This window comes from Vagococcus sp. (assembly GCF_052102835.1).
In the GTDB taxonomy this organism is placed as follows: Bacteria; Bacillota; Bacilli; order Lactobacillales; family Vagococcaceae; genus Vagococcus.
This window is the reverse complement of the sequence record NZ_JBQEIL010000008.1, coordinates 87,624-104,482: the sequence shown is the minus strand read 5'-3', so window position 1 is coordinate 104,482 and position 16,859 is coordinate 87,624. Positions and strand designations below refer to the sequence as shown.

The following is a 16,859-nucleotide window of genomic DNA, read 5'->3' as shown; positions in this document are numbered from 1 at the left end:
AGATGGATTTAACAGTTATTGATGAGCAATTTTTGTTAACTGAAGAACAGACAAAATGGGTCGTAAAATTGATGGATTACGCAGCTACATTTCCAGAAGTTGAATTAGCTGAAGATACCGAGATGTCGATCAGTTTTATCGGTAATGATGAAATTCAAGAAATCAACAAAAAGTATCGTGGAAAAGATCAACCAACGGATGTGATTAGTTTTGCTATCGAAGATGAAGGTGAAGAAGACTTTTCTATTGATTTTGAAGCCTTTGATATCCCAAGAAATATCGGTGATTTGTTTGTTTCGATTGATAAAGTGAAAGAGCAAGCACTTGAGTATAACCACTCATTTGAAAGGGAATTAGGTTTTCTTGTTATTCATGGGTTTTTACACTTAAATGGATATGATCATATGAACGCAGCAGATGAAAAAGAGATGTTTGATTTACAGAGAAAGATATTAGATAGTTATGGACTTAAAAGATAAACAGACAAGTAAAAATAAAAGTTTTTTGCAATCTTTTCATCATGCGACAGAAGGATTATGGCTAGTAATTAAAAGTGAGCGTAATATGCGTTATCATTTATTAGCAGCAATTAGTATCCTCTGCTTTTCTCTTTTTATTGGTTTAAATCAAATAGAATGGATCATTTTAGTTTTTCTGATTGGTTTGATGTTTTTTGCAGAAATTATGAATACTAGTTTAGAGCGTTTAGTTGATTTGACAACAAACAAAAAGTTTCACCCTGTTGCTAAAGAGGTCAAAGATATGGCTGCAGGTGGGGTATTAGTGATATCAGTGATTGCTGTTGTTATAGGATTGATTATCTTTCTACCTAAAATAATCAGCTTATTTTAAGAATGGAGGAACAACATGTTAAAAGAAGGTTATAAATCAGGATTTGTTGCTATCATAGGACGACCAAACGTTGGAAAATCAACATTATTAAATCGGATTGTAGCTCAGAAAATTGCCATTATGAGTGATAAGGCACAAACAACAAGAAATAAAATTCAAGGTGTTTATACAACGGATGAGGCACAACTTATTTTTATCGATACACCGGGAATTCATAAACCTAAAACTAAATTGGGCGACTTTATGGTGGAAACAGCTTATAGTGCCTTACGAGAAGTAGATTCGATTCTTTTCATGGTCAGTGCGGATCAACCTCGTGGGCGAGGTGACGATTTTATTATTGAACGTCTAAAACGGGCAGAAGCACCAATCTATTTGCTAATTAATAAAATTGATAAAGTTCATCCTGATCAATTACTACCGATTATTGATGATTATCGTTCAGAGTTAGACTTCAAGGAAATTATTCCGATTTCGGCCACAGAAGGAAATAACGTGCCGACATTGTTAGAAACATTGGTTAAGGATATGCCAGAAGGTCCTCAGTATTATCCAGAGGATCAAGTAACTGACCATCCTGAATATTTTATTGTTTCAGAATTAATTCGTGAAAAAGTCCTTCAATTGACAGAACAAGAAGTTCCTCACTCAGTGGCTGTTGTAACAGAAACAATGAAACGAGATGAATTTGATAAAATTCATATTCAAGCAACGATTATTGTTGAGCGTGATAGTCAAAAAGGGATTATTATTGGTAAAGGTGGCAAAATGCTAAAAGCGATTGGGACAAAATCACGTAAAGATATTGAAAATTTACTCGGTAATAAAGTTTATTTAGAATTATGGGTAAAAGTCCAAAAAAATTGGCGTGACAAACATCGAGATTTACAAAACTTTGGCTATCGTAAGATGGATTATTAATTATAAAAAAGAGGTTGTAACAGCATTTTAAAAGTCCTGTTACAGCCCTTCTTTTGTGTTTGAGGTATAAGGAGGGGCTAAATTGGAACGACAATTAGAAACGGAAGCGCTAGTCCTTTTCAATCGAGATTATAAGGAAAAAGATAAATTAGTCAAACTTTTTACAGAAAAAAAAGGTAAGAAAATGTTTTATATTCGTCATGTTCATCGGAAAAACAATCCTTTTCTTGCGGCGATTCAACCTTATACGTTGGCTAATTATGTGGTTGATGTTAATGAAGATGGCTTATCCTTCATGAAGGCTATAAAAAGTATTGAACCCTATCATACGATTCAAAAAGATATTTTTATTTCAGCTTATGCTACTTATATTTTAAATTTAGTGGATGTCGCAATTAATGATGGTGAAATTGATTTAGCTTTATATGGGTTTACTAAAGAGGCCTTGCATTTTTTAAATCAAGGAATAGATGCTGAAGTAGTGACTAATATTTTTGAAATTCAAATTTTAAAAAGATTCGGTTTTTCATTTGATTGGTTACAATGTGCTGTATGTGGAGAGACACAAGGCAAATTTGATTTTTCTGCACAGTATAGTGGTATTCTTTGTGAGAAGCATTGGTCGTTAGATCCCCATCGTTATCACTTTGATCCAGTTGCTGTTCATTTTCTTCGTGTTTTTTCGTCGATTAGCTATGAACAAATACAGTCAATATCATTAAAAACAGAGACGAAACAAGAGCTTCGAACGATTATTGATCAGCTTTATGAAGAGTATGTGGGAATTCATTTGAAAAGCAAAAAATTTATCGACCAAATGAAAAATTGGCAAGATGTTTTGAAAAACCGAGAAAACGAATAATTTAAATTGACAAATTGAAAAAATCTTATTAAGATAGGAATAATTAAATGATTACGTTGATTGAGATGAGTAGTAAGAATAGTTTAGAAAATAAGCGATCCTGTGTGAGTGAAAGTCAGGTTTCTAAAGTTTTTACGAAGGCACTCAGGAGTAAGAAAAACGAAGCTGCTGATAACCAATTATCAGAAGTAGGGTGGAACCGCGAAATATAAATTCGTCCCTATGTCTTTTATAAAGGCATAGGGTTTTTTGTTGTAAAAAATAAGGAGGAAATCACATGACAAAAGGATTAACCGTTCAAGAAATGATTTTAGCTTTACAAAATTATTGGTCAAAACAAGGCTGTATGTTGATGCAAGCTTATGATACAGAAAAAGGGGCAGGAACAATGAGTCCTTATACATTTTTAAGAGCGATTGGACCAGAGCCATGGAATGCAGCTTATGTTGAGCCTTCACGTCGTCCAGCGGATGGTCGATATGGGGATAATCCTAACCGGTTATACCAACATCATCAATTTCAAGTAGTGATGAAACCATCACCTCTTAATATTCAAGAATTATATTTAGAAAGTTTAAAAGTCTTGGGAATTGATCCATTACAACATGATATTCGTTTTGTTGAAGACAACTGGGAAAACCCTTCAATGGGATGTGCTGGTTTAGGTTGGGAAGTCTGGTTAGATGGCATGGAAATTACTCAGTTTACTTACTTTCAACAAGTGGGTGGCTTAGAGTGTCATCCTGTTACGTCAGAAATTACGTATGGTTTAGAACGATTGGCTTCTTATATTCAAGAGGTAGAAAGTGTGTATGATTTAGAGTGGACAAATGGTGTTAAGTACGGTGAGATTTTTGTTCAGCCTGAATATGAACACTCCGTTTATTCTTTTGATGTTAGTAATCAAGAGTTATTATTAGATTTGTTTGGTAAATACGAAACAGAAGCAAAACGTTGTATTGAAAAAGGTTTAGTTCATCCAGCCTATGATTATGTTTTAAAATGTAGCCATATGTTTAATTTACTTGATGCACGTGGAGCAGTATCCGTAACAGAACGTGCAGGTTTCTTATCTCGTATTCGAAATATGGCTCGAGCATTGGCGAAAGCATTTGTCGCGGAACGTGAAAAATTAGGATTTCCTTTACTGCAAAAAGAAAAGAAGGAGGAAAAATAAGATGACAAAACAATTTTTATTAGAAGTTGGTTTAGAAGAAATTCCAGCACATTTGGTGACGCCAACAATGAAACAATTGGAAACCAATGTGATTAAATTTTTACAAGAACAACGCTTAACCTTCGATTCGTTTGAACCTTTCTCAACACCTCGACGTTTGGCATTTAGAATTAATGGTTTGGCAGAAAAGCAACAAGATATTGAAGAAAAAGCAAAAGGACCTGCTAAAAAGATAGCACAAAACGCTGAGGGTGAATGGACAAAAGCAGCTTTAGGATTTGCTAGAGGGCAAGGTGTTTTACCAGACGCTTTGTTTATTGAAGAATTAAAAGGTGTGGAATACGTCTTTGCAAATAAATATGAAGTTGGTCGTCCTGTTTTTGAAATTTTACAAGAATTACCAAAAATAATTGCTTCACTTAATTTTCCAATTTCTATGCATTGGGCCGACTATGATTATAAATTTATTCGTCCGGTTCATTGGTTAGTGGCGCTTTTAGATAAAGAGATTGTCCCGATGACTTTATTTGATGTTGCAAGTTCTAATCGCTCTCGAGGCCATCGTTTCTTAGGAAAAGAAACTGTAATTAAAGATGCTGCAGATTATGAGAAGGATTTACTTGCTCAATCGGTGATGGTTTCAGCGGTGGAGCGTAAAGCAAAAATCAAAGAACAAATTAATGCAATTGCTACCAAGGAAAATTGGCTGGTACCATTGGATGATGGTTTATTAGAAGAAGTGAACAATATTGTTGAATATCCAACGTCCTTTGTTGGGAATTTTGATGAAAAATATTTAGAAGTTCCTGCAGAAGTGTTGATTACTTCGATGAAAGAACACCAACGTTATTTCGAAGTCTTATCAGCAGATGGTAAGTTACTAAATCATTTTGTCTCTGTTCGTAATGGTAATGAAGACTATATTGAAAATGTGGCTCGTGGTAATGAAAAAGTATTGCGTGCACGTTTAGAGGATGCAGAATTTTTCTACAATGAAGATTTAAAAGTTTCAATCGAAGCTAGTGTAAAACGTTTGAAATCCGTTGCTTTTCATGTCAAAATTGGATCAATGTATGAGAAAATGCAACGCGTTCAGGCAATGGCCCAGTACTTAGGCGGATTTGTTGGGTTGTCAAGTAAGGAATTAGTTGATTTGAATCGCGCAAGTGAGATTTATAAATTTGATTTAGTAACGAATATGGTTAATGAGTTTCCTGAATTACAAGGAGTCATCGGTGAAGAATACGCACTTGTTAAAGGCGAAAATGCAGCTGTTGCTCAAGCGATAAGAGAACATTATTTACCAAATTCAAGTGATAGTGATTTACCTGAATCAAATATAGGAGCAGTCTTAGCCATTGCCGATAAACTAGATACCCTCTTTACTTTCTTTACGGTTGGATTAGGACCTAAAGGATCAAATGATCCTTACGCATTAAGACGTCAAGCTTACGGAGTGATTCGCATTATCGAAAATAAAGAGTGGAATTTTCCAATCGCTGAGTTGCAACGTCAAATGAACCAATTAGTTAACCAAGAAGCTGACAAGTTTGGTATCACCATAACAGATGAAGAGCATGCAATATCAACTTTTATGAAAGGTCGTATCAAGCAATGGTTAGCGGCTAAAAAAATTCGCTATGACATTATTGATGCTGTTGTTGAGAGTAAACAAGAAGATTTAAGTCAAATGTTTGAAGTGGCAGAGATTCTAAAAAAACAAATGGCAGAAGAAGATTTTAAAGCATCCATTGAGTCATTAACTCGAGTGTTAAATTTATCTGCCAAAAAAGAAATCACTCAAGAAATTATAATAAAGCCTGAATTATTTGAAAACGAGGCAGAAAAGGCTTTATATCAAGCTGTTGAAACGATTGAAAAAAATGTATCGCAGTTATCTCTAAATGAAGTATTTATGGAATTAAAACAATTAACCCCGCTAATTCAAGCATATTTTGAAGATACAATGGTGATGGTTGATGACGATGAACTTAGACAAAATCGTTTAAGTCAATTAAAAAAATTAGCAAATTTAGTTATTTCATTTGCTAATTTAGAATATTTAATTGTTAAGTAAGCACTAATTAAAAAACATTACCGTGTAAAATCGGTAATGTTTTTTTGGTTTAACTATGAAAATCAAGACTTAAATCACGATATTATAAAATCAAATAAGACATATTTTAAAATTAAGATAATCATTGCTATTTTTATTTTTAGATTATATAATGTAGACTATAAGTGTTTAAAAAAGGAGAGACCTAAATTGAATAAGAAGACTTTGTCAAAAGTGTTGTTTAGTGCGTTACTACTAGGTGGAATCGCTATGAATCCTGCTGAGTTACTGCCAAATGATACTGTTAAAGATAGTAATATTGTTTATGCAGCCCCTCAAGTAAGTTATAAATGATACTCACATAATGGTTATGCGACTGTCATTAACAAAAATTATACGACTTGGCGTAATTTTAACTGGGCTCCAAAAGGTAAAACAAGTACGATTTTTAATCAGACTGTGAAAGTAAAATATCGTTATGAATATAATACAGGAGCAACTTATTATTCTATTTATGATAAAAAAGATCAATGGTTAGGCTATGTTAATGGCGATGCACTCTCACTATCTAAGAGAGCATCGGGCAACGCATTTAGTAAAGATGACCTTGTAGTAATGAGAAATCCAAATTACACGCTATATAGTAATTTTAATTGGACTCGTAAAAATTTATCTAAAGACTTTTTAAATCGTAAATTACAAGTCAAATATAGTTATAATCATTACAATGGTTCTACCTATTACTCAATGTATAACTTAAATAATGAATGGTTAGGTTATATTAATAGTGATGCAACTCGTCCTTTTGTTGATACGGGTAATTCAAATTCTGCAGTTAATATTTATGCAACAGTAACTCAAAAAGAAGAGCCTGTTTACAGTAATTTAAACTTTGCTCGTAAAGGTACAACGACGTCATTAGTAGATAAAACATATCATATTAAATATAAGTATGTCCGAAACTTTAAAGTTTATTATTCACTATATGACAATGATGGAAAATGGCAAGGTTATGTTCAAGATAATGCATTGAAAATTTCAAAAACTGCCACAGGTGCATGGTTGTCAGAGAATATGTATGTGGTACCAAAAACAAATAAAGTAACTTTATATAATGATGTTGCCACTACTAATAAGCGTGAAGTTGCTAAAGAAATGCCTTACAAAGTGACTGGGAAATATATTAGTTATCAAGGAGTAACTGTTTATTCTTTATATGATGCTAAAGGTGCTTGGCGTGGATATGCAAAAGATTCTGATTTAGCGCTTAATACTGAGGTTACAAGTGAAGGAATCGCAGTAAAACCAGCTAAACAAGTAAGCTTGAAAAATGCTGATGTTTCAATTTATACAGAGTTAGATTTGAAAGATAAAGTGAAAACATCAGATTATCTGAATCAAAAACTAACGACTACTAAATATTATCGTCATTTTGATGGCAATACTTATTACTTAGTTTTAGATAAAGACGATAAAGAAATTGGTTACGTCGCTGAAAAAGAACTATCATTTAATGTCGCTGGTTTAACTGGTGTGAAAGATTTACAAATTTATGTGGATCAAACTGACGTTGATTTCTTAGCCGGAGTTGTAGCAAAAGATACTGAAGGTAAAACATTTAAGGTTAATTTTGATAAACAAAAATTGGATATAACTAAACCAGGAACTTATGATGTTGAGTATTGGTTTAAAGATAACAACAATCAATTTATTTCTCAACATGCAAAAATAGATGTTATCACTAAACCTAAATTTGAATTTGCTAAAGATATTGTCAATACGATTAATATTACTGAAGCTAAACATTTTGATTTGAAAGCTGGCGTAAAAGTTTTAGATCACAATAAAAAAGAAATGCCTTATACAGTTACTGGCTTTAAGATAAATGAAGCTGGCGAACAAACCGTTACTTATACTGTGAACGGGATTAATGGTAAGGTGTTTACGGAAACAAGAAAAATCACTGTTAAAGACAATCGCCCAATTAAGTTTGAGGGTGTTTCAGATGTTCGACAAAATGTATCAGTAGGAACTTTTGAACCTAAAGCAGGGGTTATTGCTAAAAATGGGGCTGGCGAATCTGTTGACTTTACAGTTACAGGTGTGGTTAATCCAACTAAATTAGGTACTTATGTACTGGAATACAGTGCTAAAAATAAAGACACTGATGAGGTAGTCAACGTTACCCGTAGAGTGACTATTTTTGAACAAGTAGCTACCGGTGTTGATATTACAAATAACTTAACTTCTGTAAGAGTTGCTGCAACAGGAAAATTAGAGGCTAGTGTCCTACCAGCAGATACATCGAATAAAAAGATTGCTTGGATGAGTTCAAATAATAATATCGCAACTGTTGATGCAGACGGAAAAATTACAGGGATTGCTCCAGGAACAGTAATTATAACGGCAACTGCTCATAATGGTATTGCGAGAGTTAGAGAAATTACTGTTAAACCGGCAATTTCGTTAACTATGAATCTAGTAGTGGATGCTACTAAATACACTGAAGGTAAATATAGTGAGTTTAAAATGAACCTTACGAATACAACAGTGGAACCTGTGACAGTTAAAGGTATCAAACTTGATGGAGTTGCTTTGACAGCAGCAGAATTAACAACTGTTGGTTTTGGTAGTTTAACTAAAGATGTTGCTGTTGAAAAATTAGTAACTAAGGCAGTAACACCAGGTAAAACTGTTGAAGTAACTGTCGTAGATGCTGCAGGGTTTGAAGGTACGATGACAATGGTTATTCCTGCTGCTCCTGCTGAAGAAGTAGCACCAACCGAATAATTAGTCAGTCGTGTGAAATAGTAAAGTTAAAAAGATAACTAGATTAATTTCTAGTTATCTTTTTTATTTAAAAGGATAGTGTTATCCATTTTAAAAAATGGTATGATAGTCTTGTGTGTGTTATAAACACCCTGCATTAAATACTTTAGTTTTGAAATGATGAGGGGGTAAAAGAAAAAGCATGGAGAAACCATTTGAAAAATCTGATAAGTTAGAAGATAAAGTAGCTACTACACGTAGAGTCATTAGTTCGACTGGAGACGAAGTCGTTATGAAGCGTAGACGTGTAAAAAAGAGAAAGAAAAAATCAATGGTATCTGTCGAGCAACCAACAATAAAAAAGAAAAAAAGAAAATTAATGTTCGATGATTCGCAGTTGGTTGATGATGAATTTGAAAAATTAATTATTGAAAATCATAGAGATAATGAAGCAACAAAATCAAAAAGTAAAGCGAGTCGTTTAACGAAGAAGGAAGAACGAACAACTAGAAGTACAAATCTACCGATTGTGATTTTAATACTTGTTGTAATCGTTGGTTTTTCTATGATCATTTGGAATCAAGGTCAACGTGAGATTCGAGTCCCTAATTTTGGGCAGGCAACAGCTAAAGAAATTCAAAATTGGGCAGAGGTAAATCAAGTTGAATTGGCCACTCAGAGTCTTATTGACAAGGGTAATTGGACCAATTTACAATCTGTTCCAGCAGGAGAAACAATTAGAAAAGGTAGTAAACTAACCATTTTGGTTAACCCACTTTCTGACTTTGCAAATAAAGAAGAGATGCCTGATTTTACAGGTCAAACAAAAGCGGTTGTTGAAGAATGGTTAGGACAAGTAGATTTGACAAGTGAATTTATTAAAGTTTATTCGAATACAATTCCATCGGGCCGAATAGTATCACAAAGTTTAGCAAGTGGAGAAAAGTTAAAGAGCCTTTCTGATATTAGTTTTACGATTTCTAAGGGCAAAGAAGTAAAGAAAATGCCTGATTTTAGTCAAATGGATTTGACAGAAGCTAAAATGACAGCTAAAGAAGAGGCTGTTTTGTTAATTGAAGAGTATTCAGATTCAAAACCATTTGGTGCGTTTGTTTCTCAAACGTTAGAACCTAATCAATTGATGACGAACGCTCAAGGAAAAGTAACTTATTCGTTAGGACAACCTTATCTTACATCTTATTATGGCAGTAACGAAGGTGAAATTGTTCATAAGCTATTCAATGATTTTAACTCGAAAGGTGCAAAAATAACGTTTAATACGTATGAAGTTTATTCTGCAGAACCTAAGGGAACTGTAGTTCAAGAGAATATATGTAATCAATTCATGCCGTTAGATCAACATTTAGAGTTTGGAATTAGTAATGGAGCAGCAAATTATTGGGGTTATTAATTTATCAATAAAGTAAAATGAATGATGAGTGAATCTTGTCATTCATTTTTGATTCTATCGAGGCCATAAAACTTATGATTAATTAAAGAAATAGTTCATATGAAAGACATATTTTTTAGGTTAAAATAGTTTATTAGATTGATTCTAGATAAAGGACTGGTAGGGAATGAAAATGGAAAAGGAAAAGGTCGGCCTGAATACAGCAGAGGTTAGAGAAAGACAACAGTTAGGGCAAGTCAACAATTATGAACAAGATGTTTCTAAATCAACTAAAAAAATAGTTCAAGATAATATTTTTACTTTATTTAATTTTCTGAATTTAATAATAGCTGTTTTTTTAGCAGCGGTAGGTGCCTATAGCAATTTATTTTTTATGGTGATTATCATAATAAACATACTGATAGGGATTACTCTTGAGATTCGTGCACGAAATCTAGTCGCACAGCTCTCAATTGTAAATCAAAATTTAATAAGTGTGATTCGTAATGGCAAGGAAGAAAAAACAACAGCTGAAGAGTTGGTGATGGATGATGTTGTAAGATTAGTTGCTGGAGATCAAGTGCCGACAGATATGGTGATTTTAGAAGGAAATGTAGAAGTGAACGAAGCTTTATTGACGGGTGAATCAGATTTAATAAAAAAACAGCTAGGAGATGAGCTGCTTTCAGGTAGTTTTATTTCAAGTGGTTTTATTTTTGGAAAAGTGAGACATGTTGGGAAGGATAATTATGCAACAAAAATAGTAGAAGAAGCTAAAGTACCTAAAACGATTACTTCAGAACTAATAAGGTCTGTTCGTAAAATTACTAAATTTACTAGTTTTATCATTGTTCCTTTAGGTCTCATGTTATTTGCAGAAGCATTTTGGTTAGGTGGGGGTGGACTTAAAATAGCAGTTGTCTCGTCTGCAGCAGCGCTTCTAGGCATGTTACCTAAAGGAATGGTTCTCTTGATAAGTATCGCCTTAGCGACTGCGGTCATGAAATTAGGTAAAAAAGAAGTGTTGGTACAAAATATGTATTCTGTTGAAACATTAGCTCATGTTGATACTTTATGTTTAGATAAAACGGGAACAATAACAGAAGGTAAAATGAAAGTTCAAGAGGTTATACTCTTAAGTCAAGAACATCAAGAGGCATTTACAGCAATTATTGGAAGCTATTTAAAAAATTCAAATGATAATAATATTACAATGCAAGCCATTAGAGCTCATTTTGAACCTTCGGATTACTTTCGCAAAATAGTGGATATCCCTTTCTCATCTGAAAGAAAATGGGGTGCCATGGATTTTGAGGCGTTGGGTACAGTTGTTTTAGGTGCACCAGAACGATTATTTGAAGAAAATGAATTACCCAAAGAAATTCTGAAAGCGCAAAAAGAAGGTTACCGAGTGTTGATGTTAGGTTTATCCAATCAGCGAGTGACACCAGATGAAAACTTACCAACACTATCTCCTTTAGCAATGTTAGTTATTGATGACCCGATTAGAAAAAACGCCAATCAAACATTAGCCTACTTAAGTCAGGAAGGAATTGAGATTAAAGTTATCTCAGGAGATAATCCAGTGACTGTTTCCAATGTTGCTCGACGGGCTGGCTTAGCGGATTATAATTCTTATATCGATCTATCAAGTATGACATCTGATGATGAGGTACGTTCTTTAGTCAATGATTATCGCGTATTCGGTCGCGTATCACCTAAACAAAAGAAAATACTAGTTGAAGAATTAAAAAATCAAGGACATGTTGTTGCGATGACGGGGGATGGTGTCAATGATATGTTGGCACTTAAAGAGGCAGATTGTAGTATTGCTATGGCAGAAGGAGATAATGCGACCCGACAAGTAGCTAATTTAGTATTGCTGAATTCTGATTTTACAACATTACCAGAAATCTTATTCGAAGGACGGCGAGTTGTTAATAATGTAACTAAGGTAGCAAGTGTCTTTTTTATAAAAACAATTTATTCATTTATATTGTCTTTATTGTGTGTGTTGACAACGATTGCATTTCCTTTCATTCCAATTCAAATTACATTGCTTGACTTAGCTATTGAAGGCTATCCTTCCTTCTTTTTACAGTTCGAAAATGACCGTCGACCAATAAAAACAAAATTTCTACCGACAGCTTTGAGTCGAGCGTTACCAAACGCATTATTGGTTATTTTCAATGTTGTTACGGTCTATGGCTTAAGTCAATATTATCGTTGGGATTTTGTTACTACAAATACACTAATGTTTTACATGTTAATTGCAGTTAGCTCGATGGCAGTTATCAAAGCTTGTCTTCCCTTTAATGCTCTTCGTCTGTTCATAGCGTTATCGACAACGATTGGAACTTATATCGCAGCGATGCTCTTTAAAAACATCTTACAATTGACTTTCTTGCCGTTTAATCTAGTCCCACTTTTTATAATGTTAATTGGTTTGACGTTCCTTGGTAAAATAATTTTGGATCACGTGTTAATCAAAGAAAAATATCGACTAAAAAAAGAGAAAAAAGAAACAAAATGAAGGTTACTTGATTTAGAACGTTTAAAAAATAAACAATGTGAATTGCAAAATTGACTAAATGTGATATAATATATTATGTAATATTATGCCGTAAGGTCGCACTGTAGACAGGGCGACTTTTGTTACTTAATATTTGTGATTAAAGGGGAGTAGGATAGACAAGTGGCTCAATTAATTCCTCAAGAAATTATAGAAAACATACGAACAGAAACCAATATTGTTGACGTTGTTGGACAATATGTTCAGTTGAAAAAATCTGGTAAAAATTATTTAGGTTTGTGTCCTTTTCATAATGAAAAGACACCTTCATTTTCAGTCGCGGAAGACAAGCAAATTTTCCATTGTTTTGGATGTGGGAAAGGAGGCAATGTCTTTTCATTTGTTCAAGAAATTGAGGGATTGAGTTTTCCGGAAGCAGTTAGTAAAGTAGCAGAAGAAAGCGAAATAGACATTTCTGAATATTTTAATGTAGAAAACTATTCATTAACGGCAAGCCAGACGTCAACTCAGAATAAAACGAATCAGATGATAGTCTTACATGAAGAAGCTGCTAAGTTTTATCACCATGTTTTAATTAATACTAAAGTTGGTGAAAAAGCTTTAACCTATTTAAAAGATAGAGGCTTGACTTTAGAAACAATTGAGAAATTCCAATTAGGGTTTGCTCCAATTGAACGCCAAGTTTTAAAGCAAGTTTTAGAAGGAAAAGAATTTGATTCTGAATTGTTAAAATCAAGTGGACTTTTCTATGAATTAGAGAATGGTACTATTTTGGATCGTTTTTATCAACGGATTATGTTTCCAATTGCTAATAATCAAGGTAAAATTATCGGGTTTTCAGGACGTTTATTGGTAGATGAACAATTTGATTTGTCAGACCAACCTAAATATTTAAATAGTCCGGAAACAGATATTTTTAATAAACGCTTTATTCTTTATAATTATCATCGAGCACGTCCAATGATACGGAAAACGAATGAAGTTTTTTTGTTTGAAGGATTCATGGATGTGATTTCAGCAGATCAATCTGGTGTTGAAAATGGTGTGGCCTCAATGGGAACTAGTTTAACTCTGGAGCAGATAAAGATGCTTGAACGCATTACTAAGAATGTTCTTGTTTGTTATGATGGTGATAATGCTGGTATTGAAGCAACTTATCGAGCGCTTGATTTGATTCAAAAACAGAGTCAATTAACGTGTCAGGTTGTCTCAATTCCATATAAGTTAGACCCAGATGATTATCGTAAAAAGTATGGAGAAACAGAACTAAAAAATTTATTAGATACTAGTCGCGAGACTGTTTTTCAGTTTAGAAAGTTATTCTTTAAACGGAATAGAAATTTTGAAATAGAAACAGATAAACTCGAGTATATTGAAGATTTATTGAATGCTTTGGTTGATGTCCCTTCTGTGATAGAAACAGATATGGCTTTAACGCAATTAGCAGATGAATTTTCTGTTTCTAAGGAAACTTTACAAAATGATTTACGTCAAAAACAGCAGAAAGAGCGGAATAAACGTAACCAAGGAATTTATCAAGAGCATCGTAAGGAAGTTATAATTCCGCAACAGCGAGAAGTTCGATATATTGAACAGGTCGAAAAAGCAGAACGATTATTATTGTATCGCTTATTAACGGAACGAAGTTTTCTTCCTCGTTTAAAGGAGGTTGAAAATTTTGCATTTTATCACGATGTGTATCAAGAATTATATACGCACATTATGAGTTATTCTTCAAGCTATGGTCAAGTGACGATAGCTGAGATGTTTGATTATCTAAAAGAGGATTATTTGAAATCATTGTTAACAGAAATTACGATGGCTATTTACAGTGAGGAAAGCTCAGAACAAGAGTTATCAGATTGTTTGAAAGTGATTAAACAAGAAAGAATTACACACAAGATTAAGAAAAAACTACTTGAGCAAAAAGAAGCAGTAAAAGTAGGTAACAAGCAATTAGAGTTTGAAATGATGATTGCGATTATTCAACTCCAAAAAGAGTTGAAAAATATAAGTTAAATTATTTAGGAGGGCTTTGTTTTATGGCAAGTGAAATAGTTAATGGCAAGGGAAGTTACAAACAAGCGATGAGCGCTTTTATCAAGAAAAACAAACCGAGAGGATCCGTTTTTTACGATGAACTTTCGGATACTTTGGCCACTCCTTTTGAGTTGAGTTCGGACCAAATGGACGAATTAATTCAAAAAGTTGAAGACTCGGGAATTAGTGTTGTTGACGAGAACGGTGAACCAAGTGCTCGTAGTTTAGAGGTTGCTAAGAAAACAGAACCTAAAAAGAAAAAAGAAGAACCAGAAAATCTAATAGCTCCAGCAGGTGTTAAAATTAATGACCCTGTTCGTATGTATTTAAAAGAAATTGGTCGTGTTTCTTTATTAAACGCTGAAGAGGAAGTATCGTTAGCTTTACGTATTAAAGAAGGAGATCCAGATGCGAAGCAAGAACTTGCCGAGGCTAACTTACGATTAGTAGTTAGTATTGCCAAACGTTATGTAGGGCGTGGGATGCAATTTCTAGATTTAATTCAAGAAGGAAATATGGGCTTGATGAAAGCCGTTGAAAAATTTGACCATGAAAAAGGGTTTAAATTTTCGACTTATGCTACTTGGTGGATTAGACAAGCAATCACTCGTGCGATTGCTGACCAAGCGAGAACGATTCGTATTCCAGTTCATATGGTTGAAACAATCAATAAATTAATTCGTATCCAAAGACAATTATTACAAGATTTGGGTCGCGAACCAACACCAGAAGAAATTGGAGCAGAGATGGAGTTACCACCTGAAAAAGTTCGAGAAATTTTAAAAATAGCTCAAGAGCCTGTTTCATTAGAAACGCCAATTGGTGAAGAAGATGATTCGCACTTAGGTGATTTTATTGAAGACCAAGAAGCAACGAGTCCAGCAGAACATGCTGCTTACGAATTGTTGAAAGAGCAATTAGAAAGTGTCTTAGACACATTAACAGACCGTGAAGAAAATGTGTTACGGTTACGTTTTGGTTTAGATGATGGTCGTACACGTACTTTAGAAGAAGTAGGTAAAGTTTTTGGTGTGACACGTGAAAGAATACGTCAAATTGAAGCAAAAGCCTTAAGAAAGCTACGTCATCCATCACGTTCGAAACAATTAAAAGACTTTTTAGAATAAATAAATAAAAACATTCAACCACCATGTTATGTAAGCCATGGTTAGTTGAATGTTTTGGAACCTCGTCAGATAGGGTGGATAGGAACTTTTTAGTTGAAGGATGAATTTGAGTTTTTTCTCAGATTCATCCTTTTTTATATTATTTAATCGTTGGCTTTGGCACGCAAGACTACTTAAGATACAGTCTCATTTTTTATAAAAAATGTTTTTCTTTTATTTTATTGAATAGAGGCGTTAAAATTGGAAATAAAATAAGGGAAAAGCCAACATTTCCAACAGCATGTAAGAAATCGAAACTAAGTCCTTGTAGGTAATAGGGTAAAAAAGCCGTTAGTCCGAAAAAAGGAGCTTGAATTAGAGAAATAACCAATCCAAAAACAAATCCCATTAGACCACAAAAGAGACTTTTAACTAAAAGTGTGCTTTTGTTTAATAGTTTTCTTAAAAGAAAAGTTAAACTAATAATGGCTAAGTAAGCTCCAATTTGTGCAAAAGTCCAAGGTCCCATTCCTAAATAAAGATTAGAAATTAGTAAGGTGACAACCGCAACACTTAATCCAAATTTAAAACCTAAAATGAGCGTTGTTAAAATCAAGATAGTTGTAACGGGTTGAATATTTGGTAAAAAGCTAAAAGCAATCCGTCCCACATAACAAGCGGTACTGATTAAGCCGACATAAGTTATAAAATATAAAGAGGATGTTTTATTCAAAAGAATTTAAGCGCCATTCGATTTTATCATTTTTTTGAACTTTAATTTCATTTGCTCCTTTAGTTGCTTCTTTACCGTTAATATAGTACATCCAATATTTCTTTTCATTTTCATTTTGTTTTATACCATCAATTTCAGTAACAAAACCTTTGTCTTCAGTGAGATCGTATGCTTTTTTAGTAATAGCCATGATAGTTGTTCCTTCTTTGAATTCAATTGTTTTTGAAGTAACTTCTTTTTCATCTTCGATGAGAGTAATAGTGGCTCTGTCTTCTTTTTTTTCGAGTGAAGTCACGGTGCTCGCTGTTTTTGTTGTTGATTTTGGTTTCTCATTTGTCTGACCACAGCCTACTGTGATGAACAGTATTGTAGCTAAACTTAGTTTAATTGCTATTTTTTTCATTTTGTCCTCCAATAATT

Annotated in this window: 15 protein-coding genes; 13 read left to right on the top strand and 2 right to left on the bottom strand. The window is 33.6% G+C overall.

Annotated elements, in window-relative coordinates; all coding sequences use genetic code 11:
- Nucleotides 1-2 precede the first annotated feature (2 nt).
- The 13 genes from ybeY to rpoD all read left to right on the top strand — a co-directional run bounded on the left by ybeY (nucleotide 3) and on the right by rpoD (nucleotide 15,727).
- The gene (gene ybeY, locus ACTJFD_RS09060) at nucleotides 3-479 is read left to right on the top strand and encodes an rRNA maturation RNase YbeY (protein WP_442261074.1); all 477 of its coding nucleotides are present in this window, start codon (nucleotides 3-5) and stop codon (nucleotides 477-479) included.
- Nucleotides 463-852, top strand: a complete 390-nt coding sequence (locus tag ACTJFD_RS09055; protein WP_442261072.1) for a diacylglycerol kinase family protein — start codon at nucleotides 463-465, stop codon at nucleotides 850-852. The genes ybeY and ACTJFD_RS09055 overlap by 17 nt, the downstream gene beginning before the upstream one ends.
- Nucleotides 853-867: 15 nt before the next feature.
- A complete protein-coding gene (gene era, locus ACTJFD_RS09050) occupies nucleotides 868-1,773 on the top strand; it encodes a GTPase Era (RefSeq protein ID WP_442261070.1) in 906 nt (301 codons plus the stop codon).
- A gap of 82 nt (nucleotides 1,774-1,855) precedes the next feature.
- Nucleotides 1,856-2,635, top strand: coding sequence for a DNA repair protein RecO (recO, locus tag ACTJFD_RS09045; RefSeq protein ID WP_442261068.1), 780 nt, complete (start codon nucleotides 1,856-1,858; stop codon nucleotides 2,633-2,635).
- A 47-nt stretch (nucleotides 2,636-2,682) separates the two neighbouring features.
- Nucleotides 2,683-2,847 carry a hypothetical protein gene (locus tag ACTJFD_RS09040; protein ID WP_442261066.1) on the top strand — a complete coding sequence of 55 codons (165 nt, stop codon included), beginning with the start codon at nucleotides 2,683-2,685 and terminating at the stop codon, nucleotides 2,845-2,847.
- A gap of 65 nt (nucleotides 2,848-2,912) precedes the next feature.
- The gene (gene glyQ / locus ACTJFD_RS09035; protein WP_442261064.1) at nucleotides 2,913-3,812 is read left to right on the top strand and encodes a glycine--tRNA ligase subunit alpha; all 900 of its coding nucleotides are present in this window, start codon (nucleotides 2,913-2,915) and stop codon (nucleotides 3,810-3,812) included.
- Nucleotide 3,813: 1 nt separating this feature from the next.
- On the top strand, nucleotides 3,814-5,889 hold the full coding sequence (gene glyS / locus ACTJFD_RS09030; RefSeq protein WP_442261062.1) for a glycine--tRNA ligase subunit beta: 2,076 nt from the start codon (nucleotides 3,814-3,816) through the stop codon (nucleotides 5,887-5,889).
- Nucleotides 5,890-6,078: 189 nt separating this feature from the next.
- On the top strand, nucleotides 6,079-6,222 hold the full coding sequence (locus ACTJFD_RS09025) for a hypothetical protein (RefSeq protein WP_442261060.1): 144 nt from the start codon (nucleotides 6,079-6,081) through the stop codon (nucleotides 6,220-6,222).
- A gap of 105 nt (nucleotides 6,223-6,327) precedes the next feature.
- Nucleotides 6,328-8,658, top strand: a complete 2,331-nt coding sequence (locus ACTJFD_RS09020) for an Ig-like domain-containing protein (RefSeq protein WP_442261058.1) — start codon at nucleotides 6,328-6,330, stop codon at nucleotides 8,656-8,658.
- 181 nt (nucleotides 8,659-8,839) lie between these two features.
- Complete coding sequence (locus ACTJFD_RS09015; protein WP_442261056.1) at nucleotides 8,840-10,048, top strand: PASTA domain-containing protein; 1,209 nt, start codon at nucleotides 8,840-8,842, stop codon at nucleotides 10,046-10,048.
- A gap of 166 nt (nucleotides 10,049-10,214) precedes the next feature.
- On the top strand, nucleotides 10,215-12,560 hold the full coding sequence (locus ACTJFD_RS09010) for a cation-translocating P-type ATPase (protein WP_442261055.1): 2,346 nt from the start codon (nucleotides 10,215-10,217) through the stop codon (nucleotides 12,558-12,560).
- 162 nt (nucleotides 12,561-12,722) lie between these two features.
- Nucleotides 12,723-14,579 carry a DNA primase gene (gene dnaG, locus ACTJFD_RS09005; RefSeq protein WP_442261053.1) on the top strand — a complete coding sequence of 619 codons (1,857 nt, stop codon included), beginning with the start codon at nucleotides 12,723-12,725 and terminating at the stop codon, nucleotides 14,577-14,579.
- 23 nt (nucleotides 14,580-14,602) lie between these two features.
- Nucleotides 14,603-15,727 carry an RNA polymerase sigma factor RpoD gene (rpoD, locus tag ACTJFD_RS09000; RefSeq protein ID WP_442261051.1) on the top strand — a complete coding sequence of 375 codons (1,125 nt, stop codon included), beginning with the start codon at nucleotides 14,603-14,605 and terminating at the stop codon, nucleotides 15,725-15,727.
- Nucleotides 15,728-15,920: 193 nt separating this feature from the next.
- Here rpoD and ACTJFD_RS08995 read toward each other — a convergent pair whose 3' ends face one another.
- Nucleotides 15,921-16,439 (bottom strand): ECF transporter S component, encoded by a 519-nt coding sequence (locus ACTJFD_RS08995; protein WP_442261049.1) that lies wholly within the window; start codon nucleotides 16,437-16,439, stop codon nucleotides 15,921-15,923.
- Nucleotides 16,432-16,842, bottom strand: a complete 411-nt coding sequence (locus ACTJFD_RS08990) for a DUF4430 domain-containing protein (RefSeq protein WP_442261048.1) — start codon at nucleotides 16,840-16,842, stop codon at nucleotides 16,432-16,434. Before ACTJFD_RS08990 ends, ACTJFD_RS08995 begins: the two co-directional genes overlap by 8 nt.
- Between the last annotated feature and the right edge of the window lie 17 nt (nucleotides 16,843-16,859).

What these genes read in the sequence shown, in the direction of transcription:
- ybeY (WP_442261074.1), top strand. Translation starts at nt 3, where the DNA reads ATGGATTTAACAGTTATTGATGAGCAATTTTTGTTAACTGAAGAACAG.
- ACTJFD_RS09055 (WP_442261072.1), top strand. Translation starts at nt 463, where the DNA reads ATGGACTTAAAAGATAAACAGACAAGTAAAAATAAAAGTTTTTTGCAA.
- era (WP_442261070.1), top strand. Translation starts at nt 868, where the DNA reads ATGTTAAAAGAAGGTTATAAATCAGGATTTGTTGCTATCATAGGACGA.
- ACTJFD_RS09040 (WP_442261066.1), top strand. Translation starts at nt 2,683, where the DNA reads ATGATTACGTTGATTGAGATGAGTAGTAAGAATAGTTTAGAAAATAAG.
- glyQ (WP_442261064.1), top strand. Translation starts at nt 2,913, where the DNA reads ATGACAAAAGGATTAACCGTTCAAGAAATGATTTTAGCTTTACAAAAT.
- glyS (WP_442261062.1), top strand. Translation starts at nt 3,814, where the DNA reads ATGACAAAACAATTTTTATTAGAAGTTGGTTTAGAAGAAATTCCAGCA.
- ACTJFD_RS09015 (WP_442261056.1), top strand. Translation starts at nt 8,840, where the DNA reads ATGGAGAAACCATTTGAAAAATCTGATAAGTTAGAAGATAAAGTAGCT.
- ACTJFD_RS09010 (WP_442261055.1), top strand. Translation starts at nt 10,215, where the DNA reads ATGAAAATGGAAAAGGAAAAGGTCGGCCTGAATACAGCAGAGGTTAGA.
- rpoD (WP_442261051.1), top strand. Translation starts at nt 14,603, where the DNA reads ATGGCAAGTGAAATAGTTAATGGCAAGGGAAGTTACAAACAAGCGATG.
- ACTJFD_RS08990 (WP_442261048.1), bottom strand. Translation starts at nt 16,842, where the DNA reads ATGAAAAAAATAGCAATTAAACTAAGTTTAGCTACAATACTGTTCATC.